We start from the raw sequence: 20,067 nt of genomic DNA on the forward strand, positions 1-20,067 counted from the left end.
GTGATTTCGCAAGTGTGAATGCATTTAGGTTAATCGCCGCGCATGAAAAACGCCCCGGAGTCTCCTCCGGGGCGTCTGTATCCGCAGCGATGTCAGGTCGAAGGCTCAGTCGATCCGCGGCAGCGTCTCGAACTGGTGATAGGGCGGCGGGCTGGACAGTGTCCATTCCAGCGTCGTCGCGCCTTCGCCCCAGGGATTGTCGGCGGCCTTGGGACCGGCCAGCAGCGAATAGACCAGGTTGATGAAGAAGATCACCATGCCCGCCGCCATGATCATATAGCCGACCGACGCCACCGTGTTCCAATGCGCGAAGGCGTCCGGGTAATCCGGATAGCGGCGCGGCATCCCCTGCAGGCCTAGGAAATGCATCGGGAAGAACATCACGTTCACGCCGATGAAGAAGACGACGAAGTGCAGCTGGCCGAGGAACTCGTTGTACATGCGCCCCGACATCTTCGGGAACCAGTAATAGAAACCGGCGAACAGCGAGAAGACCGCACCCAGCGACAGCACATAGTGGAAGTGCGCGACGACGTAATAGGTGTCCTGCATATAATCGTCGATGCCGCCATTGGCGAGCACCACGCCGGTCACGCCGCCGACCGTGAACATGAAGATGAAACCGATCGCCCAGGTCATCGGCGTCGGGAAGCGCATCGAGCCGCCCCACATCGTCGCGATCCAGGAGAAGATCTTGATGCCGGTCGGCACCGCGATCACCATCGTCGCGGCGGTGAAGTACATCTTGGTGTTCACGCTGAGGCCGGTGGTGAACATGTGGTGCGCCCACACCACGAAGCCGACCACGCCGATCGCGACCATGGCATAGGCCATGCCGAGATAGCCGAACACCGGCTTGCGGCTGAACGTCGCGATGATTTGGCTGACGATGCCGAAGCCCGGCAGGATCATGATGTACACTTCGGGATGGCCGAAGAACCAGAAGAGATGCTGGTAGAGGATCGGGTCGCCGCCGCCGGCCGGGTCGAAGAAGGTGGTGCCGAAATTACGGTCGGTCAGCAACATGGTGATCGCGGCCGCCAGCACCGGCAGCGCCAGCAGCAGCAGGAAGGCGGTGACCAGCACCGACCAGACGAACAGCGGCATCTTGTGCAGCGTCATGCCCGGCGCGCGCATGTTGAAGATGGTGGTGATGAAGTTGATCGCACCCAGGATCGACGATGCGCCCGCCAGGTGCAGCGCCAGGATCGCCATGTCGGTCGACGGCCCCGGCTCGCCATAGGTGGAGAGCGGCGCATAGAGCGTCCAGCCATTGCCCGCGCCGCCGAAGAAGGGCGAGGCGAGGAGCAGCGTGAACGCCGGGACCAGCAGCCAGAAGCTGATGTTGTTCATGCGCGGAAAGGCCATGTCTGGCGCGCCGATCATGATCGGCACGAACCAGTTGCCGAACCCGCCGATCATCGCCGGCATCACCATGAAGAACACCATGATCAGACCGTGGGCGGTGATCATCACGTTCCACAGGTGCAGCGACTCGTCGAACGATGCCTCGCCGCCGTGCAGCAGCGAGGCCCAGCCCTGGAGATACTGGATGCCCGGATGCGCCAGTTCGGCGCGCATCAGGCCGGACACCGCGCCGCCGATGATCCCCGCGACGATCGCGAAGATCAGGTAGAGCGTGCCGATGTCCTTGTGGTTGGTGGACATGAACCAGCGGGCGAAGAAGCCCGGCTTGTGGTCGGCATCGTGATGATGGGCATGGTCGCCATGCGCCTGGAACGCCGAAGGATGGAGAGCGGTATCGGTCATCTTACTGTCCAGCGTTGCCGGCGGCGGAGGGATTGCCCGACGCGCCTTGGGTGGTGGCGGGAGCGGCGGTGGCGGCGTTCTCGACCGGGCCGGCGGCATTGGCCATCGCGGCACCCTCCTCGGCCTTGGCGGCGGAGCCGTCCGCGCCCGGCTGCGGGATCACCTTGTCGGATGCGGCGCCTGGCGTCGGCATGGTGCCGCCCTTGGCTCGGATCCAGGCCGCGAACTGCGCCGGCGTCACCGCCTCGACCGCGATCGGCATATAGGCATGGCGCGCGCCGCACAGTTCGGAGCATTGGCCGAAATACAGGCCGGGCTTCTCGATCGTGAAGCTGGTCTCGTTCAGACGGCCCGGGACCGCGTCCAGCTTGATCCAGAAGGCGGGGACCGCCCAGCTGTGGATCACGTCGTTGGCGGTGGTGATCAGGCGGATCGGCACGCCGACCGGCAGCACCACGCGATTGTCGGTGGCGAGCAGGCGGGGGGCCGTCGCGGTCGGTGCGCGCGCGCTCGCCCGCGCCGGCCTGGTTCTTTTCCTTCAGCATGTTGGCGGTGATCTCGATCCCGCCATGGTCCGGATATTGATAGCTCCAATACCATTGGTTGCCGATCGCCTTCAGCGTCACCGCGCCCGCCGGGGCCGGCTTGAACTGCGCCTGGAGCAGCCCGATCGACGGCAGCGCGATCAGCACCAGGATCGCCACCGGCAGCAGCGTCCAGATGACCTCGATCGTGGTGTTGTGGCTGGTCTTGGAGGGGATCGGGTTCGCCTGCGCGCGGTAGCGGATCACGACCCAGATCAGCAGCCCCAGCACGAACAGCGAGATGATGGTAATGACCGGGAACAGGATCGCATTGTGCATCCAGTGCGCGAACTCGCCGTTGCGGGTCACCTGGGGCTGGAGGCCGAACACGCCGTTCGATGGCTGGCCGATGCCGGGCTGGGCCACCGCGCCAGGGGCACCGTCGACCGCGAGCATCGGGCTGGACGGCGCGGCCGGTGGAGTCGCCGCCGCCGTGGTCGGTGCGGTGTTGCTGACCCCGGCCGGAGCCGCCGCCTGTTGCGGGGTGGGCGTGGGGGCGGCGATCGCCCCGGCTCCCAGTCCCATGGCCGCGAGCGACAGGCCCGCCGCGATCGCCGTTCGCTTCAACCCGGATGTGCCCATCTTATTGTTTTTCCCCGTTCATCACGGTTTTTGCCGTGTCGGCAAACCTCACCCATTGGGCATGGCTATACGACGGGGGTCGCCCAGCCTCAACCCGCGTGGCCGGCTAAATCGTTGCTGCACTGCGACGATGCGTTGCCACGCGCCCGTCGCGGTCTTATCTGCGCGCCATTCAGCAGGAGCGACCATGACCGAAGACGAAGTGCTTGCCGAATTCCGCGCGGCGGAAGCGTTGCTGGAGGGGCATTTCATCCTGTCTTCGGGATTGCGCAGTCCCCGTTATCTGCAATGCGCGCGGGTGCTGATGGACCCGCGTCGCGGTGCGCGCCTGACCGAGGCGCTGGCGGCGCGCATCCCGGCCGAGCTGCGGTCGCGGATCACGGCGGTCGTCTCGCCGGCCATGGGCGGGGTGATCGCCGGGCATGAGATGGCACGCGCGCTGGGCGTCGACGCGATGTTCGTCGAGCGGCCCGAGGGAACCTTCGAACTGCGCCGCGGCTTTCGCCTGAACCCGGGTCAGGCGGTGTTGATGATGGAGGATGTGGTGACCACCGGTCTCTCCTCGCGCGAGGCGATCGCGGCGATCGGCCGCGCGGGCGGCACCGTGATCGCGGCCGCATCGCTGGTCGACCGGTCGAACGGCAGCGTCGACCTGGGCGTTCCCTTCTTCCCGCTGATCCGGCTCGACGTGCCGAGCTATGCCGCCGACAGCCTGCCGCCCGAACTGGCGGCGATCCCCGCGATCAAGCCCGGCAGCCGGGCGGCGGCCTGATCGGTGGCCCACGACCTGCGCCTGGGCGTCAACATCGACCATGTCGCCACCGTCCGCAATGCGCGCGGGGCGGGCTATCCCGATCCGGTACGCGCCGCCGCGATGGCGGCCGAGGCGGGGGCGGACGGCATCACCGCACATCTGCGCGAGGATCGCCGGCACATCACCGACGACGACATCGCCCGACTGGCGGAGGCGCTGACCATCCCGCTCAACTTCGAGATGGCGGCGACCGACGAGATGCTGGCCATCGCGCTGCATCACCGGCCGCACGCCGCCTGCATCGTGCCGGAAAAGCGCGAGGAGCGGACGACCGAGGGCGGGATCGACGCCGCCGGGCAGATGGAGCGGCTGGCGCCGCTGGTCGGCCGGCTGCGCGAGGCGGGCATCCGCGTGTCGCTGTTCATCGAACCCGACCCGCGCCAGATCGCGGCGGCGATCCAGCTCGGCGCGCCGGTCGTCGAACTCCATACCGGCCGTTATGCCGAGCTGCATGGCGTCGAGCCGGGCAGCTGCGCCGAGGAACTGCGCCGCCTGGCCGATGCCGCCCGCGCTCGCCGCCAAGAATGGGATCGAGGTCCATGCCGGCCATGGCCTGACCTATGACAATGTCGGCCCGATCGCCGCGATCCCGCAGGTGCGCGAGCTCAATATCGGTCATTTCCTGATCGGTGAGGCGCTGTTCACCGGCCTGGGCGAGGCGGTGCGGCGGATGCGGCGCGAGATGGACGCGGCCCGGTGAGCGGGCCGGTCGCATGATCATCGGCCTTGGCTCCGACCTGTGCAATATCGAGCGGATCCAGGCATCGCTCGACCGGTTCGGCGAGCGGTTCGAACAGCGCGTCTTCACCACCGTCGAACTGGCCCGCGCCGCCCGGCGGCCGTTCACGCGCGCCGGCACGCTGGCGAAGCGGTTCGCCGCCAAGGAGGCCTTTTCCAAGGCGGTCGGCACCGGCTTTCGCGACGGCGTGTTCATGCGCGACATCGGCGTCGTCAACGCCCCCTCTGGCGCGCCGACGCTGGCACTGACCGGCGGCGCCAAGGCGAGGCTTGACGCCTTGACCCCGCCGGGCCACGGCGCACGCATCCACCTGACCATGACCGACGATCATCCCTGGGCACAGGCCCTGGTCGTGATCGAGGCTTTTCCGGACGCAATCGAATGAAGGACGCGGTGTTGGACGGCAGCAACCCCCAGGGCGGCGAGGTTCGCGATCCCGCCACCTCCGCCGCGCCCCCGGTCAAGCGCAAGGGCACCGACTGGTGGGCCGAAGTGAAGGGCATCTTCTGGCTGGTGCTGATCGTGCTGGGCTTCCACAGCTTCATCGCCAAGCCCTTCTACATCCCGTCGGAATCGATGCTGCCGGGCCTTCAGGTCGGCGACCGGCTGGTGGTGTCGAAATTCGCCTATGGCTGGTCCTATGTCTCGCCGACCATCCCCAATCCGGTCGCGATCTTCCGCAGCGTCGTGCTGCACGAGCCGGTCGACAGCTGGGGCGTGCCGATCCCGTTCATCCATGGCCGGGTGTTCGGATCGCTGCCCAATCGTGGCGACGTGGTGATCGTCACCCCGCCCGGCACGCACACCGATTATATCAAGCGCGTCGTCGGCCTGCCGGGCGACCGGTTGCAGGTGAGGGGCGGCGTCCTCTACCTGAACGGCAAGTCGGTGCAGCGCGGGCCGCTGCATTACGAGGATATCCCGGTCGACACGAACAGCCCCTGTTCGCCCGCCGAATATCCCGGCGCGCTGGTGACCCGGCCGGACGGCAGCGCGGTCTGCCACCTGCCGATCGTGACTGAGACGCTGCCCAATGGCCGCCGCTACGACACGGTCGAGCTGGGCTGGAGCCCGGGCGACGATTACGGCCCGATCACCATTCCCGCCAATCACGTCTTCCTGATGGGCGACAATCGCGACCGGTCGGCCGACAGCCGTTACCCGTCGAGCGAGCAGGGGCTGGGCGGTCCGGTGCCGTACGAGAATATCGGCGGCCGCGCCGAGTTCATCACCTTCAGCCTGGACGGCGACTCGACGCTCAACCCGCTGACCTGGTGGGGGGCGCTGCGCGGCGGTCGCGCCGGCACCTCGCTGCATCCGACGCAAACGGGGAAATAACATGGCCGACGCGCAGCCCGCCGATTCCTCGCCAAGCGGCGGGTCCAGCCCGGTCGAGCTGCGCGATCCCGGCACCCGGCGCGAGATCCGCCGGGCCGCGATCTGGCTGGGCATGGCGGTGGGCATCGCGCTCGTCGTCCTGCTGATCCAGCAGATCCTGGTGATCTTCGCCGGCATCGTCTTCGCGACCCTGCTGGATGGCGGCGTCCGGCTGCTCGGCCGGGTGCTGCCGATCGGGCGCGGCTGGCGCTTGCTGATCGTGGTTCTGCTGGTGCTCGCCTTCCTGCTCGGCACCTTCTACCTGACCGGGATGCAGGTGACGCAGCAGGTGCTGCAACTCCGCTCGACGCTGGAGGCGCAGGCGCTGAAGGTCACCGGCTGGCTGTCGTCGCAGGGGCTGATGCCCGGCGCGTCGGACGTCAGCGGGCTGCTCCGCCAGGCGGCGGGGTCGATCGGGCGGCTGACCAGCTGGCTGGGCACGGCGGTGGGGGCGATCACCAGCCTGTTCATGATGATGATCATCGGCCTGTTCCTGGCGATCGATCCGCAGGGCTATGGCCGCGGCGTGCAATGGCTGGTGCCGAGCGACATGCGCGTCGAATTTGGCCGCACGCTGGAGCATATGGGCCGGACGCTCCGCAAGCTGCTGGCCGGCCGCCTGCTCGGCATGGCGTTCGAGGGGGTGATGACCGGCATCGCGCTGGGCGTCGGCGGCGTGCCGATGGCGATGCTGCTCGGCATCATCGCCGGCATCCTGGCCTTCATCCCCAATATCGGTGCGATCATCACCGGCGTGCTGATGGTCGCGGTGGGATTCAGCGCGGGGACGCATACCGGCTTCTGGGCGATCGGCACCTATCTGATCGTGCAGACCCTGGACGGCTATGTCGTCGTGCCGATGGTCGCCAAGCGCACCGTCGACCTGCCGCCGGCGCTGACGCTCGGTACGCAGATCATGGCGAGCGCGCTGTTCGGCATCCTGGGGCTGGCGCTGGCCGATCCCTTCACCGCCGTGGTGAAGGCGGGCTTGGAACGCGCCGCCGAGCGCAACGACGAGGATGCCGGCGCGCCGACCGAGGCCTGACGCACCCGCCCGGTCAGGCGTGGGTGACGGTGACCAGATAGTCGAGCGACGTGGACGACCCCAGCGCGAACCCATGCATGGGGGAGAAGGTCAGCCCGGTGACATCGCGCACCGCAAGCCCCTCGCTCGCCAGCAAGGTGGTCAGCTCGTCCGGCGTCAGGAACTTGTCCCAATCATGCGTGCCGCGCGGGATCGCGCCGACCGCCTCCGCCGCATCGACCAGGGCGAAGCGGGACAGGGCGGTGCGGTTGGGGGTGGAGAGGATCATCAGCCCGCCCGGCGCGAGCGCGCCGGCCAGCCCGGCGACGAACGCGGCGGGGCGGGCGACATGCTCGATCACCTCCAGGCAGGTGACCAGGTCGAAGCGCTCACCGGTCAGATGCTCGACGCTGCCCGCGCGATAGTCGATCGACAGGCCCCCGGCGACGGCATGGGCGGCGGCGGCGGCGATATTCTCCGGCGCGGCGTCCAGCCCGGTGACGGCGCCGCCCATCCGCGCCAGCGGCTCGCACAACAGGCCCGCGCCGCACCCGACATCGAGCACGTGCTTGCCCGCGAGCGGCGTGAAGCTGGTGGAATCGCCGTCCCAGTGCGAATCGATGGCGGCGCGGATATAGCCGAGCCGCACCGGATTGAGCCGATGCAGCATCGCCGACGAGCCCTTCGGGTTCCACCATTCGGCCGCCAGCCTGCCGAAATGGGCCGCTTCGGCGGGAAGGATCGAGCTGCTCTGGGGTGCCGGGACGGCGGCGTCACTTGTCATGGGCATTTTCGCTACCTATCAGGGCCGCCGCTTCCACCCAAGGAGAATGGCACCGAGCATGGCGCGTATCGTGATGAAGTTCGGCGGCACGTCGATGGCCGGGATCGAGCGCATCCGGAGCGTCGCCGCGCGCGTCAAACGCGAGGTCGACGCCGGCAACCAGGTCGCCGTCGTCGTGTCGGCGATGGCGGGCGAGACGGATCGGCTGGTCGGTTTCTGCCGCGAGGCCTCGGCGCTCTACGATCCGCGTGAATATGACGCGGTGGTCTCGTCGGGCGAGCAGGTGACGAGCGGACTGCTCGCCATCGCGCTCCAGGCGATCGGCGTGCCGGCGCGCTCCTGGCTCGGCTGGCAATTGCCGATCCATACCGACGATGCCCATGCCAAGGCGCGGATCGGCACGATCGACACCGCCGCCCTCGACGCCAGCCTGGCGCAGGGCGAGGTGGCGGTGATCCCCGGTTTCCAGGGCGTATCGGCCGACAACCGCATCACCACGCTGGGGCGGGGCGGGTCGGATACCTCGGCGGTCGCGGTGGCGGCGGCGATGAAGGCCGACCGGTGCGATATCTATACCGATGTCGACGGCGTCTACACGACCGACCCGCGCATCGTCCCCCGCGCGCGCAAGCTGCACCGGGTGACGTACGAGGAAATGCTCGAACTCGCCTCGGTCGGCGCTAAGGTGCTCCAGACCCGCTCGGTGGGTCTGGCGATGAAGGAACAGGTTCGCGTCCAGGTCTTGTCGTCCTTCACCGGCGACGATGCCCCGATGGCGGACACGCTGCCCGGTACGATGATCGTGGGCGAAGAGGAGATTGACGACGTGGAACGCCAGCTGATCACCGGCATCGCGCACGACAAGAACGAGGCGAAGATCACGCTGGTCGCGGTGCCGGACAAGCCCGGCGCGGTGGCGGCGATCTTCGAACCGCTGGCGGCGGCCAACATCAATGTCGACATGATCATCCAGAATATCGCGCATGATCACGGCTCGACCGACGTGACCTTCACGGTCCCCTCGTCCGACCTGGCCCGGTCGATGGAGGCGCTGAACCAGGCGCGCGGCGCGATCGGCTTCACCGAACTCAGCCATGACACGCGCGTCGCCAAGATCTCGGTGGTGGGCGTGGGGATGCGCAGCCATGCGGGCGTCGCCTCGACGATGTTCACGACCTTGGGCGCGCGTGGCATCAACATCCAGGCCATCTCCACCTCGGAGATCAAGGTCAGCGTGCTGATCCATGAGGACGAGACCGAACTGGCGGTCCGCGTCCTCCACACCGCCTATGGCCTCGACGCCGAGGTGGAAGCTTGACGATCGGGCAGGAGCGGCTGCAGCGCCGCATGGCGCGCGGCGCGGCGTTCCTCGGCAGCGAGGTCGCGATCATGGCCGGGGCCATGTCGTGGGTCAGCGAGCGCAACCTGGTCGCGGCAATGTCCAATGCCGGCGGCTTCGGCGTGATCGCGTGCGGGGCGATGACCCCGGCGCTGCTCGACGCCGAGATCGCGGGGACGAAGGCGCTGACGGACAAGCCGTTCGGCGTCAACCTGATCACCATGCACCCCGACCTGTTCGAGCTGATCGCGGTCTGCGGCCGGCACGGGGTCGGCCATGTCGTGCTGGCCGGCGGCCTGCCGCCCAAGGGCGCGCTGGAGGCGATCAAGGAGACGGGCGCGAAGGTGATCTGCTTCGCCCCGGCCCTGTCGCTCGCCAAGAAGCTGATCCGATCGGGCGTCGATGCGCTGGTGATCGAGGGGATGGAGGCCGGCGGCCATATCGGCCCGGTCTCGACCAGCGTGCTGGCGCAGGAGATGCTGCCGGTGATCGCGGACCAGGTGCCGGTGTTCGTCGCGGGCGGGATCGGCCGGGGCGAGGCGATCGCCGGCTATCTCGACATGGGCGCGGCGGGCGTCCAGCTCGGCACGCGCTTCGTCTGCGCGACCGAGTCGGTGGCGCATCCCAATTTCAAGCGCGCCTTCATCCGCGCCTCGGCCCGGGATGCCGTCGCGTCGGTGCAGATCGACCCGCGCCTGCCGGTCATCCCGGTGCGCGCGCTGAAGAATGCCGGCGGCGAGCTGTTCACCGCCAAGCAGCGCGAGGTCGCCCAGTCGCTCGACGAGGGCGCGGTGGCGATGGCCGAGGCGCAGCTCCAGATCGAGCATTATTGGGCGGGCGCGCTGCGCCGTGCGGTGATCGACGGCGATGTCGAGCATGGCAGCGTCATGGCCGGCCAATCGGTCGGCATGGTCACGCGCGAGGAGCCGCTGGCCGATATCGTCGCCGAACTGATGACCGAGGCGGCCGGCGCGCTGGAGAAGCGCGCCGCCTGACCGGCGTTAGCGCCGGATGGGCGATCCGATCGACCAGCGATGGCCGAACGGATCGCTCACCTGTCCGTACCGGTCGCCCCAGAACTGGTCGCCGACCTTCATGGTGAGCATGGCCCCCGCCGTGACGGCGCGTTCGGCCCAGCGATCGGCATCGTCGACCTGCAGGTGCAGCGTCACGCCCTGCGGCGGGGGTTCGGCATGGCCGCGCCATTCGGGAAATTCGTCGGACAGCATGATCCAGCCGCCATTGATGCGCAACGACGCCTGCATCAGCCGCTGGCCGTCCTCGGCGACGTTGCGCTCCATGATCTGGGCGGCGAAGGCGCGCGCGTAAAAGGCCAGTGCTTCCGCGCCGCGTCGCTCGCGGATGGTGAGGAAGGGCGTGACCCCGCTGACGGGACGTTCGGCCATGGCGACTCTCCTGTTCGACCGTGCTGATCGGCATCCAGGGTAATTTGATCGCCGGCCCGCGCCAACCATGGTCCGGGGTTCCACCCGTGGGAAGGTTGCGTTAACGGCAGGGGCATGACCGGGCCGGATCAACCACAGGCGGGGCATTTCGCGGGAGGCGAGCATCGCCTGCCGCTGCGCGTCTATTATGAGGATACCGACCTGTCGGGCGTGGTCTATCACGCCAATTACCTGCGCTACATGGAGCGCGCCCGGTCCGACATGCTGCGCGAGGCCGGGATCGACCAGCGCGCCGCCCATGAGGCGGGGGAGGGGGCCTATGCGGTCGCCGACCTGCACATCCGCTATCTGGCGCCCGCGCGGCTCGACGATGCGCTGGTCGTGGTGTCGCGCCTGGCCGAAGTGACGCCCGCGCGCGTCGTCATTCATCAGACAGTCAGGCGCGACGCGGTTCTACTCGCCGAGGCGAAGGTAGTCGTGGCGTTCGTCGCGCCCACCGGCCGTCCGCGCCGCCAACCGCGTGGCTGGATCGACATCTATACCCAGTTGCTGGCTCAAGGGGGCCCGAAATGAATCCGGTGTTCAACATGGATGCGGCGACATTGTCGCCGGTCGCGCTGTTCCTTCAGGCCGATGTGGTCGTGAAGCTGGTGATGCTGGGGCTGCTGGCCGCCAGCGTCTGGACCTGGGCGATCATCATCGCCTTTGTCGGCCGGCTGCGTCGTACCCGGCGCGAGATGGCGCGGTTCGAGCGCGATTTCTGGAAGGCCGACGATATCGATGCCTTCCACAAAGCAGAGGCCAGTCACGACATCCCCAGCGCCCGCGTCTTCGCCGCCGGGGTGCAGGAATGGCGGCGTTCGACCGCGCATGAGCCGATCGACCGCGACGGCACGCGCGAGCGACTGGCGACCGCGATGGGCGCGGCCTCCGCGCTGGAGATCGACAAGCTGTCGGACCGGCTGAACGTGCTGGCGACGGTCGGCTCGGTCGCGCCGTTCGTCGGGCTGTTCGGCACCGTCTGGGGCATCATGCGCGCCTTTACCGGCATCGCCTCGGCGCAGAATTCGTCGCTGGCGGTGGTCGCCCCCGGCATCGCCGAGGCGCTGTTCGCGACGGCGATCGGACTGTTCGCCGCGATCCCGGCGGTGATCGCCTATAACCGGTTCAGCCACGGGGTGAACAAGGTCGAGGCCTCGCTCCACCGCTTCGCCGACGGTTTCCACACCACCCTGTCGCGCCAGCTGGACGGGGCGCGCTGATCCGATGGCGATGAACCTGCCCTCCAATCGCAAGGGCCGCCGCGCGCCGATGGCGGAGATCAACGTCACGCCGCTGGTCGACGTGATGCTGGTGCTGCTGATCATCTTCATGGTCACCGCGCCGCTGCTGACCACGGGCGTGCCGGTGAACCTGCCCGATACGCGCGCCAAGGCGCTGGACCAGGATCAGGAGCCGGTCGCGGTGTCGCTCGACGCCGAGGGGCGGCTCTATATCGGCGACGATGAGATCGCGGAGGCGGCGCTGCCCGCCCGGCTCGATGCGATCCGCGCCGCCGCCAAGGGGGGCGAGCCGCCCCAGGTCTATCTGCGCGCGGACAAAGCGCTGGGCTATGGCAAGGTGATGCGGGTGATGGGCGAACTCAATCGCGCCGGCCTGAACCGCGTCGCGCTGGTGACGGTGGAAGGCTGATGGACCGCCGCGAGAAGATCGCGCTCGGAGTCGCGGTCGCGGGGCATGGCGTGCTCTTCGGCCTGCTCTCGGTCGGCTTTCTCGCCACGCCCAATCCGCTGAAGCTCAGTCACCCGCCGATCGACATCTCGCTGGTGCCCGACGTCGCGCTCGAACAGACCTCGCCGACGCCCAACCAGCCGCCGGCCCCCTCGGTGGCGCCCGATCAGGGCGCGCCGGAAGACGCCGCCGCGCCGGAAACCGAGCCCGTCGCCGAGCCCGAACCCGCCCCGCCCGAACCGGCGCCGAAGCCGGCACCCGCGCCGAAGCCCGCGCCGCCCAAGCCCGAACCCGTGCGCGCACCGGCCCCGAAGCCTGCGCCGGCTCCCAAGCCGGTGCCGAAGCCCCGGCCGCAGCCGAAGCGCCCCGTCCCGGCGGCCGAGCCGGCGAAACCGCAGCCCAAGCCCAAGGCGGAGGCCAAGCCGGCCCCCGCCAAGGCCGTCGCCAAGCCATCGCGGGCCAAGCCCGCCGCCGCACCCGCCAGGGCGAAGCCGGAGGCCAAGCCCGCGGCCGCCGCCGCCGCCAAGCCTGCCGCGACCAAGGGCGAGGGCAAGTCGGCCACCGCCACCGCGACCAAGTCGCGCGGATCGCGCCTGGGCGACGATTTCCTGAAGGGCCTGAGCGACAAGCCGTCGCCTGCCAAGTCCACCGCCGCACCGGCCGCGAAGATGGGTGCGCAGGCGGCGGCGAATATCGGCTCGGCGATCAAGCGGCAGGTCCAGCCCTGCGCCAACCGCCAGGTCTCGCCCGGCCCCGGCGCGGAGCGGATCCGCGTCGCGATCAACCTGCGCCTGAACCGCGACGGCAGCCTGGCGTCGCGCCCGCGCGTCGTCGGACATACCGGCGTCGACGACGAGAACCGGCGCTATGTCGAGCGGGTGGACGATCTGGCGATCGCCACCTTCGTCGGCTGTTCGCCTTTGCGCGACCTGCCCCCTGAGCTTTATGACGTGCCCAATGGCTGGAGCAACTTCACGCTCCGCTACAATCTGCTGGGTTGAGGATGACCATGTTCCGCAAGACACTGACGCTCGCCCTGCTGCTCGGCACCGCCGCCGCCATGGCGCAGGAACCGGCCGCGCCAACGCCGCCACCGGCCCCGCAAACGGCCGCGCCGGGCCAGGCGTCGCTTCCCGCGGATGACCAGGCGGGCGGCCTGATCGTCGATGTCGAGGGCGGCACGTCGCAGCCGACGCCGATCGCCATCCCGGTCATGCCGACCCCCGCCGTGGTGCAGACGCCGGCCGGCGCGACCGATACGCTCGGTCGGCAATTGTCGGAGATCGTCGCCAACGACCTGCGCAACTCGGGACTGTTCACGCCGCTGTCCCCCGGGCAGCTCCGCGCGGTGAGCTTCCCGGAAGTGACCGCTCCCGCCTTCGACTATTGGCGGGGCACGTCCGCACAGGCGCTGGTCCAGGGCTATATCCGCGCCAATGCCGACGGCACGCTGACGGTCGGCTGCTATCTCTACGACGTGTCGGCGCAGCGCGAGCTGGTGCGCCAGGGCTTCGTGGTGCCGCCGGCCGACTGGCGGCGCGCCGGGCATAAGTGCGCCGATACCGTCTATTCGCGCCTGACCGGCGAGAAGCCCTATTTCGACAGCCGCGTCGTTTATGTCTCGGAGACGGGACCCAAGGGCAAGCGGGTCAAGCGGCTGGCGATCATGGACCAGGACGGCGCCAATCACCGCTTCCTGACCAACGGCCAGTCGATCGTGCTGACGCCGCGCTTCGCGCCCAACCAGCAGTCGATCGTGTATATGAGCTACGAGAATGATCGGCCGTCCATCTATGTCTACGACCTGGGGTCGGGCCGGCCGCGCCGCGTGGTGCAGAATGCCAACCTGACTTTCGCGCCGCGCTTCTCGCCCGATGGCCGCTGGATTCTCTTCTCGATGGCGGTGGGCGGCAATACCGATATCTACCGGGTGTCGTCGCAGGGCGGCACGCCGCAGCGGCTGACCAACTCGCCCGGCATCGACACCGGCGGCAGCTATTCGCCGGACGGATCGCGCATCGTGTTCGAGAGCGACCGGTCGGGCGGGCAGCAAATCTATACGATGAACGCCGATGGCTCGAACCAGCAGCGGATCAGCTTCGGCGGCGGCCGCTATGCGACGCCGGTATGGAGCCCGCGCGGCGACCTGATCGCCTTCACCAAGCTGGCCGGCAATTTCCGCATCGGCGTGATGAGCCCGTCGGGCGGCGGCGAAAAGCTGCTGACCAACAGCTGGTCGGACGAGGGGCCAAGCTGGTCGCCCAATGGCCGGGTCATCACCTTCTATCGCTCGGAACGCGGTGCGGGCGGCGCGGCGCAACTCTGGATGGTCGACCTGACCGGCGTCAACGAGCGGCGCATCCCGACGCCGCTGGGCGGATCGGACCCGGCCTGGGGTCCGCTGCGTCCCTGACCGCGACCACCGATTTCAGACACTCGAAAGGAGTAATGCCATGACCCGATTGAAGACCGCGATCCTGATCGGCACCGCCGCGCTGACGCTGACCGCCTGCGCCAAGAAGCGCCCCGCGGTGTTGCCGCCCGCGCCGACCGAGACGCCGGCCACGACGGGCCAGACCGGCCCCGGCGGTCCGATCGGCAATGGCGTGGTGCCGGGCAGCGATGCGGACTTCCAGCGGTCGGTGACCTCGAACACGATCCATTTCGGCCTCGACCAATATGACATCGATCCGCAGGCACGCGCGATCCTCGACAGCCAGGCCGAATGGTTGCAGCGCAACCCCAATGTCCGCATCACCATCGAGGGTCATTGCGACGAGCGCGGCACGCGCGAGTATAATCTGGCGCTGGGCGACCGCCGCGCCAATGCGACGAAGAACTATCTGGCCGCCAAGGGCGTCGCCCCCAGCCGGATGACGACGATTAGCTATGGCAGCGAGCGCCCGATCGCGCTGGGCTCGGACGAGGCCGCCTATGCGCAGAACCGTCGCGCGGTGACGATCGTCCTGAACTGATCGGCGGGGGAGGCGTACCTTGGTCCAGACCGGACCGAGGTACGCCTCCCTGTCTCATGCGGTAACCGGGCGGAGACCCTCCCGAAGCCGCCCGGACGGTGGATGCCGTCAGCGATCAGCCGAGCGACTGATCGAGCAGCCGCGCCAGCCGCAGGCCGCCCTTGACCACTTCCTCGCGGGCGATGGGGACCAGGCTCTCGATATCCGCCTCGCTCATGGTCATGCGCGCCGGCGTCGGGCGGCAGGGATCGCCGTGCATCGCCACTTCATAGGCGTGCCGCGCGACGCTCCAGCTCTCGCGGCTCCAATCGGTGACGGTGCCCTGCGACAGGCGTGCGCGAACCGCGGCCGGATAGCGCTTCACGATCGGTGGCGGGGTGGAGATGGCGCGCTCCGCCAGCAGCCCGTCCCAGACGGAATGCAGGTTCAGCCGCGCCGGATCATAGTCGCCATAGGTCGTCTTGGCGTCGTTGCCGCCCTTGTCGCCCTTGTCGCCGGCATGGAGCGGCTGGTGCAGGTCGCCGACGAAATGGACCAGGAAGGCGAGCGCCAGCACCCGGTCATGCGCGCTGGCCTTGCGGTCCGCCAGGATGCGGCGCTGGCGATCGATCTGGGTCGAGACGCAATTGCCGTCCTTGCACGCGGGTTGCAGGTCGAAATCGGCGCAGATGCTGACGTTCTGGTAATGCCAGCTATAGGCATAGCCGAAGCGCGACTTGCCGTCCGCATCCTTGAGCGGCTTGACGCAATCGGGCCAGACGCTCGCCTCCTCGATGGTCCGCGCCGGGCATTCGGGCGTGTCGAGCTTGGCCTGCGCCGCCAGGATGCGGGTGATCGCGGCGCGGGTGCGAGGCGTTACATTGTCCCAGGCGATCGCCGCCACCGTCTGGTGGCCATATTCCCAATAGGCGCTGGCCGGGCTGGCGAGCAGGGCGGCCGTCGCCAGGGCCGCGATACGCTTCATCACGCTTCGTCTCCGTAGATCGCGACCTGTCGCGCGCCGGAGGAGTCGGCGCGGCCGCGGAACATTCCGCTTGTATTGAAATGCCATAGTGTCTGTCCATCGGGCGTGGCGACGATCACGCCGCCGGTGCCCCCCAGATCGCGGACGCCGGCCAGCACCGTTTCGGTCGCCTCGCCCGCCGCCTCGCCGAGCAGGCGGATGCGCGCGCCGATCTCATGGCCGACGCTCTCGCGGATGAAGAACTCACCCGATCCGGTGGCGGAGACGGCGCAGGATCGATCGTCGGCATAGGTGCCCGCCCCGATCACCGGCGAGTCGCCGATCCGTCCCCAGCGCTTGCCGGTGACGCCGCCGGTCGAGGTGGCGGCGGCGACATGGCCCTGCGCATCGCAGGCGACCGCGCCGACCGTCCCATATTTCATGTCGACGTCGAACCAGCCGGCGCCGCTCGCCCTGGCCTTCATCGCGTCGAGCTGCGCGCGGCGTTCGGGCGTGGCGAACCAGTCGGCATCGGCCTGTTCGAGCCCCTGCTCGGCTGAGAAGATGTCGGCGCCGCGCGCGGCGAGGAAAACGTGCGGGCTGTTCTCCATCACCGCGCGGGCCAGGGCGACGGGGTGGCGGGTGGCGCTGACCGCTGCCACCGCGCCCGCGCGTCGGTCGCGGCCGTCCATGATCGCCGCGTCCAGCTCGATCGCCGCGTCATAGGTGAAGACCGCGCCGCGCCCGGCATTGAAGCTGGGATCGTCCTCCAGCACCTCGACCGCCGCAGACACCGCGTCCAGCGCCGCGCCGCCCGCCGCCAGGATCGCGGTCCCGGCGTCCAGCGCGCGCGACAGGGCGGCGCGGGCGGCGGCGTCATAGGCGTCGTCGATCACGTCGCGCGCCAGCTGCCCGGCGCCGCCATGGATCATCAGGCTCCAGCGGGGAGGGGTGGTCATGACGGATCGATCCTAAAGCAGGGCCGGGCGGACCGGCCGGGGGTGGAGACGAAGCCCGATCAACGGGCGCAGCCAGCGGATGCGCCGGCCGCCATAATAGAAGGCGGCGCAGCCGGCGACCGTGGCTGCGACCAGGATCGCGAATTCGGCGGCGAAGGGCAGGCCGGCGGGCATCAGCCAGAGCGCGACCAGCACGATGATCGTCTGGTGGACGAGGTAGAAGGGAAACACCGCCTCGGTCAGCGTCGCGCGGATCGGATGATCGCGGTTGAGGAAGCGGGTGGCGAGGCCGATCAACGCGACGATCGCGCCCCATTGCTCGGCGGCATGGGCGATGCCGTAGCGCGCGTAGAGGGACGGCCCGAACGGCCCGATCCAGCGCAGCTCGACCCCGGCGACGAAGCCATATCCGGCCAGCGCCATCGCGGCCCCAAGCGGCCACCAGCGCCGGATCGCCGCCATCGCCGTTGGCGATCCCGCCAGCGCGAAGCCGAACAGGAAGGCGGGCAGATAGCTGATATGGGCGATGCCGTCGCCGAACAGCGCATGGGTCTCCGCCGCCATCGCGAACCAGCGGGCGTGGATGAAGGCATACCAGGCGAAGGGCAGGGCGAGGACGCCGATCCCGCCCAGCCAGCGGCCGAACAGCGCATCGAACCAGCCTTGCAGCCGGTCCGGCACCCGAACACGCCGCAGACAGGCCATGACCAGCGCTAGCGCCAGCGTGTAGAGCCACAGATAGGCGATGAACCACAGATGGTTCCAGCTCGGCAGGTCGAGCCCGCCGATGGTCGAGAAGCGGAAATAGTCGCGCGTCCAAAAGGTCCAGTAGCTGGCCCGGTAGCCCGCCTTGCTGACCAGTTCGGCCCAGGGTTGGGGCGGCACGATCACCGCGATGCCGAAGGCCAGCGGCAGCGCCAGCCGCTTGCTCCGCCCCCAGGCGAAGTCGCCGGGCGAGCGGCTGCGCGCCAGCAGCGCGCGGCTGGCATAGCCGGACACGACGAACAACAGGCTCAATCGCCAGGCATTGACCAGCAGCATCGGCACCGCGATCCAGCCCTCGGCATGGGCGGACTTCACATGATAGTTCCAGTCCGCGAACACCATCGCGATATGGTAGAGGATCAGCAGCGCGAAGGCGCCGATCCGCAGCCAATCCATGCCATAATGTCGCGGGAATTTCGCTACGCTCACGCCAGCGCCCTACAGGCTTGTCTTTGAACCGCAACCCGCACGCTGTATATGGGGGCCATGTCCATTCGTCCCTGGCGCGATATCCACCGCCGTCAAAGCCGCCAGATCATGGTCGGCACCGTTCCCGTCGGCGGCGATGCGCCCGTCACCGTGCAGACGATGACCAACACGCCGACCAGCGATCCCGTCGCCACGATCGACCAGATCCGCCGCTGCGAAGAGGCGGGGGCGGACATCATCCGCGTGTCCTGTCCCGATGTCGAAAGCACCGCCGCGCTGCGCCAGATCACCCGCGCCGCGCGCGTGCCGATCGTCGCCGACATTCATTTCCACTATAAGCGCGCGCTGGAGGCGGCGGATGCGGGTGCGGCCTGCCTGCGCATCAACCCCGGCAATATCGGCTCGCCCGAGCGCGTCGCGGAGGTGGTGCGCGCCGCCAAGGCCAATGGCTGCGCGATCCGCATCGGCGTGAACGGCGGCAGCCTGGAAAAGCATCTGCTCGAAAAATATGGCGAGCCGTGCCCGGACGCGCTGGTCGAATCGGCGCTCGACCATATCAAGCTGCTCCAGGACCATGACTTCCACGAATATAAGGTGGCGGTGAAGGCGTCCGACCTGTTCCTGGCGGTCGCCGCCTATCAGCAGCTCGCCGAGCAGGTCGACTGCCCGCTCCATCTGGGCATCACCGAGGCGGGCGGTTTCGTCGGCGGCACGGTCAAGTCGGCGATCGGTATCGGCTCCCTGCTCTGGTACGGCATCGGCGACACGATCCGCGTCTCGCTCTCCGCCGAGCCGGAAGAGGAAGTGCGCGTCGGCTTCGAGATCCTGAAGGCGCTGGGCATCCGCAATCGCGGGGTCCGCGTCGTGTCCTGCCCCAGCTGCGCGCGCCAGGGCTTCGACGTGATCCGCACGGTCAGCGTGCTGGAGGAACGGCTCCAGCATATCCGCACGCCCATGTCGCTGTCGGTGCTGGGCTGCGTCGTCAACGGGCCGGGCGAGGCGCGGGAGACGGATATCGGCATCACCGGCGGCGGCAATGGCCGCCACATGGTCTATCTGTCGGGCGTCACCGACCATCATGTCCAGGACGAGGGCATGGTCGACCATATCGTCGCGCTGGTTGAGGCGAAGGCGGCCGAGATCGAGGCGGCGGCGATGCAGGCCGAGACCGACCGGGCGGCGATCGCGGCGGAGTGATCGACGGCCCGTTAAGGGTCTCCCCATATAGATGACGGAATAACGGTGCGCACCGGCAAGAGCCGGGCGCTGAAGCCGTTGATGAGAGGCAACGGAATGACTAGCGAACGACGCCGCCTCGCGGCGCTGCGCGGCTATGCGATCCTGGACAGCGCGGCCGAGCCGGACTTCGACGAGCTGATCGAGCGGGTCGCCACGACCTTCGACATGCCCTGTGCGATGCTGTCCTTCATCGATGCGAATCGCCAGTGGCACAAGGCGCGGGTCGGGGTCCTGGAAGCCCAGATTCCGCGGGCGGTGTCGCTGTGCACGCACAGTATCTTGAACGACGGCGTGACCGTGCTGCCCGATGCGCGGGCGGATGCGCGATTCGCCGATCATGCGCTGGTCACCGCGATGCCGGGCATCCGCTTCTATGCGGCGGCGCCGCTGCGGACGGCGGAGGGGGCCGCGATCGGCACTGTCTGCGTCTTCGATCACCAACCCCATCCGCCGCTGTCGGGGCAGGGGCAATTGCAACTCGCCAGCTTCGCGGCGGAGGCGATGGATCTGCTGGAGCGCCGGCTGGTGCGGCTGGCGGCTTAGCGCTGTACATCCTTCCCTTAAGGCCCGACGACGTGATCTGGACGTGGGATCGTCATTGCGAGCG

General features: G+C 68.7%; 20 protein-coding genes and 2 pseudogenes. 15 read left to right on the forward strand and 7 right to left on the reverse strand.

What is annotated here, in order from left to right; all coding sequences use genetic code 11:
- Positions 1–105: 105 nt before the first annotated feature.
- On the reverse strand, positions 106–1,770 hold the full coding sequence (gene ctaD, locus QE452_RS02095) for a cytochrome c oxidase subunit I (protein WP_125994048.1): 1,665 nt from the start codon (positions 1,768–1,770) through the stop codon (positions 106–108).
- Position 1,771: 1 nt separating this feature from the next.
- A pseudogene (gene coxB, locus QE452_RS02100) lies at positions 1,772–2,936 on the reverse strand (cytochrome c oxidase subunit II).
- A 187-nt stretch (positions 2,937–3,123) separates the two neighbouring features.
- On the opposite strand from coxB, the gene pyrE reads away from it, so the two are divergent.
- The 5 genes and pseudogenes from pyrE to QE452_RS02125 all read left to right on the forward strand — a co-directional run bounded on the left by pyrE (position 3,124) and on the right by QE452_RS02125 (position 6,911).
- Entirely contained in the window at positions 3,124–3,708 is a 585-nt protein-coding gene (pyrE, locus tag QE452_RS02105; RefSeq protein ID WP_309658468.1) for an orotate phosphoribosyltransferase, read from the forward strand.
- A gap of 3 nt (positions 3,709–3,711) precedes the next feature.
- Positions 3,712–4,450: pseudogene (locus QE452_RS02110) on the forward strand (pyridoxine 5'-phosphate synthase).
- A 13-nt stretch (positions 4,451–4,463) separates the two neighbouring features.
- Positions 4,464–4,874: a holo-ACP synthase gene (gene acpS, locus QE452_RS02115; protein ID WP_309658470.1), complete on the forward strand. Its 411-nt coding sequence runs from the start codon at positions 4,464–4,466 to the stop codon at positions 4,872–4,874.
- Positions 4,871–5,827, forward strand: coding sequence for a signal peptidase I (gene lepB, locus QE452_RS02120; protein ID WP_309658471.1), 957 nt, complete (start codon positions 4,871–4,873; stop codon positions 5,825–5,827). The genes acpS and lepB overlap by 4 nt, the downstream gene beginning before the upstream one ends.
- Before the next feature lies 1 nt (position 5,828).
- Positions 5,829–6,911 carry an AI-2E family transporter gene (locus tag QE452_RS02125; protein WP_309658472.1) on the forward strand — a complete coding sequence of 361 codons (1,083 nt, stop codon included), beginning with the start codon at positions 5,829–5,831 and terminating at the stop codon, positions 6,909–6,911.
- Positions 6,912–6,924: 13 nt separating this feature from the next.
- Here QE452_RS02125 and ubiG read toward each other — a convergent pair whose 3' ends face one another.
- Positions 6,925–7,674: a bifunctional 2-polyprenyl-6-hydroxyphenol methylase/3-demethylubiquinol 3-O-methyltransferase UbiG gene (gene ubiG / locus QE452_RS02130; protein WP_309658473.1), complete on the reverse strand. Its 750-nt coding sequence runs from the start codon at positions 7,672–7,674 to the stop codon at positions 6,925–6,927.
- 58 nt (positions 7,675–7,732) lie between these two features.
- Here ubiG and QE452_RS02135 point away from each other — a divergent pair, with 58 nt between their 5' ends.
- Together QE452_RS02135 and QE452_RS02140 are read left to right on the forward strand one after the other, a co-directional pair.
- Positions 7,733–8,992 (forward strand): aspartate kinase, encoded by a 1,260-nt coding sequence (locus QE452_RS02135; RefSeq protein ID WP_125994056.1) that lies wholly within the window; start codon positions 7,733–7,735, stop codon positions 8,990–8,992.
- A 29-nt stretch (positions 8,993–9,021) separates the two neighbouring features.
- Positions 9,022–10,008, forward strand: a complete 987-nt coding sequence (locus QE452_RS02140; RefSeq protein WP_309658624.1) for a nitronate monooxygenase — start codon at positions 9,022–9,024, stop codon at positions 10,006–10,008.
- A gap of 6 nt (positions 10,009–10,014) precedes the next feature.
- Here QE452_RS02140 and QE452_RS02145 read toward each other — a convergent pair whose 3' ends face one another.
- Positions 10,015–10,419 carry a VOC family protein gene (locus QE452_RS02145; protein WP_309658474.1) on the reverse strand — a complete coding sequence of 135 codons (405 nt, stop codon included), beginning with the start codon at positions 10,417–10,419 and terminating at the stop codon, positions 10,015–10,017.
- A gap of 114 nt (positions 10,420–10,533) precedes the next feature.
- Here QE452_RS02145 and ybgC point away from each other — a divergent pair, with 114 nt between their 5' ends.
- The 6 genes from ybgC to pal are packed head-to-tail and all read left to right on the forward strand — an operon-like array spanning position 10,534 to position 15,125.
- Complete coding sequence (ybgC, locus tag QE452_RS02150) at positions 10,534–10,992, forward strand: tol-pal system-associated acyl-CoA thioesterase (RefSeq protein WP_309658475.1); 459 nt, start codon at positions 10,534–10,536, stop codon at positions 10,990–10,992.
- Complete coding sequence (tolQ, locus tag QE452_RS02155) at positions 10,989–11,681, forward strand: protein TolQ (protein WP_309658476.1); 693 nt, start codon at positions 10,989–10,991, stop codon at positions 11,679–11,681. Before ybgC ends, tolQ begins: the two co-directional genes overlap by 4 nt.
- 4 nt (positions 11,682–11,685) lie before the next feature.
- Entirely contained in the window at positions 11,686–12,111 is a 426-nt protein-coding gene (gene tolR, locus QE452_RS02160) for a protein TolR (RefSeq protein WP_309658477.1), read from the forward strand.
- The gene (locus QE452_RS02165; RefSeq protein WP_309658478.1) at positions 12,111–13,151 is read left to right on the forward strand and encodes a cell envelope biogenesis protein TolA; all 1,041 of its coding nucleotides are present in this window, start codon (positions 12,111–12,113) and stop codon (positions 13,149–13,151) included. The genes tolR and QE452_RS02165 overlap by 1 nt, the downstream gene beginning before the upstream one ends.
- An 8-nt stretch (positions 13,152–13,159) precedes the next feature.
- Complete coding sequence (gene tolB / locus QE452_RS02170) at positions 13,160–14,563, forward strand: Tol-Pal system beta propeller repeat protein TolB (RefSeq protein WP_309658479.1); 1,404 nt, start codon at positions 13,160–13,162, stop codon at positions 14,561–14,563.
- A gap of 40 nt (positions 14,564–14,603) precedes the next feature.
- Positions 14,604–15,125 carry a peptidoglycan-associated lipoprotein Pal gene (pal, locus tag QE452_RS02175; protein WP_309658480.1) on the forward strand — a complete coding sequence of 174 codons (522 nt, stop codon included), beginning with the start codon at positions 14,604–14,606 and terminating at the stop codon, positions 15,123–15,125.
- A 115-nt stretch (positions 15,126–15,240) separates the two neighbouring features.
- Here the strand turns inward: pal and QE452_RS02180 are convergent, their stop codons facing one another.
- The 3 genes from QE452_RS02180 to QE452_RS02190 are packed head-to-tail and all read right to left on the reverse strand — an operon-like array spanning position 15,241 to position 18,221.
- On the reverse strand, positions 15,241–16,089 hold the full coding sequence (locus QE452_RS02180; RefSeq protein WP_309658481.1) for a S1/P1 nuclease: 849 nt from the start codon (positions 16,087–16,089) through the stop codon (positions 15,241–15,243).
- Positions 16,089–17,027: an isoaspartyl peptidase/L-asparaginase gene (locus QE452_RS02185; protein WP_309658482.1), complete on the reverse strand. Its 939-nt coding sequence runs from the start codon at positions 17,025–17,027 to the stop codon at positions 16,089–16,091. The genes QE452_RS02180 and QE452_RS02185 overlap by 1 nt, the downstream gene beginning before the upstream one ends.
- Before the next feature lie 12 nt (positions 17,028–17,039).
- Entirely contained in the window at positions 17,040–18,221 is a 1,182-nt protein-coding gene (locus QE452_RS02190; protein WP_309658483.1) for an acyltransferase family protein, read from the reverse strand.
- Positions 18,222–18,278: 57 nt separating this feature from the next.
- Here QE452_RS02190 and ispG point away from each other — a divergent pair, with 57 nt between their 5' ends.
- Positions 18,279–19,418, forward strand: a complete 1,140-nt coding sequence (gene ispG / locus QE452_RS02195) for a flavodoxin-dependent (E)-4-hydroxy-3-methylbut-2-enyl-diphosphate synthase (protein ID WP_309658484.1) — start codon at positions 18,279–18,281, stop codon at positions 19,416–19,418.
- Positions 19,419–19,514: 96 nt separating this feature from the next.
- On the forward strand, positions 19,515–20,003 hold the full coding sequence (locus QE452_RS02200) for a GAF domain-containing protein (protein ID WP_309658485.1): 489 nt from the start codon (positions 19,515–19,517) through the stop codon (positions 20,001–20,003).
- Positions 20,004–20,067 lie beyond the last annotated feature (64 nt).

Origin of the sequence: Sphingomonas sp. SORGH_AS_0438, assembly GCF_031453475.1 — a bacterium.
Taxonomy (GTDB): Bacteria; Pseudomonadota; Alphaproteobacteria; order Sphingomonadales; family Sphingomonadaceae; genus Sphingomonas.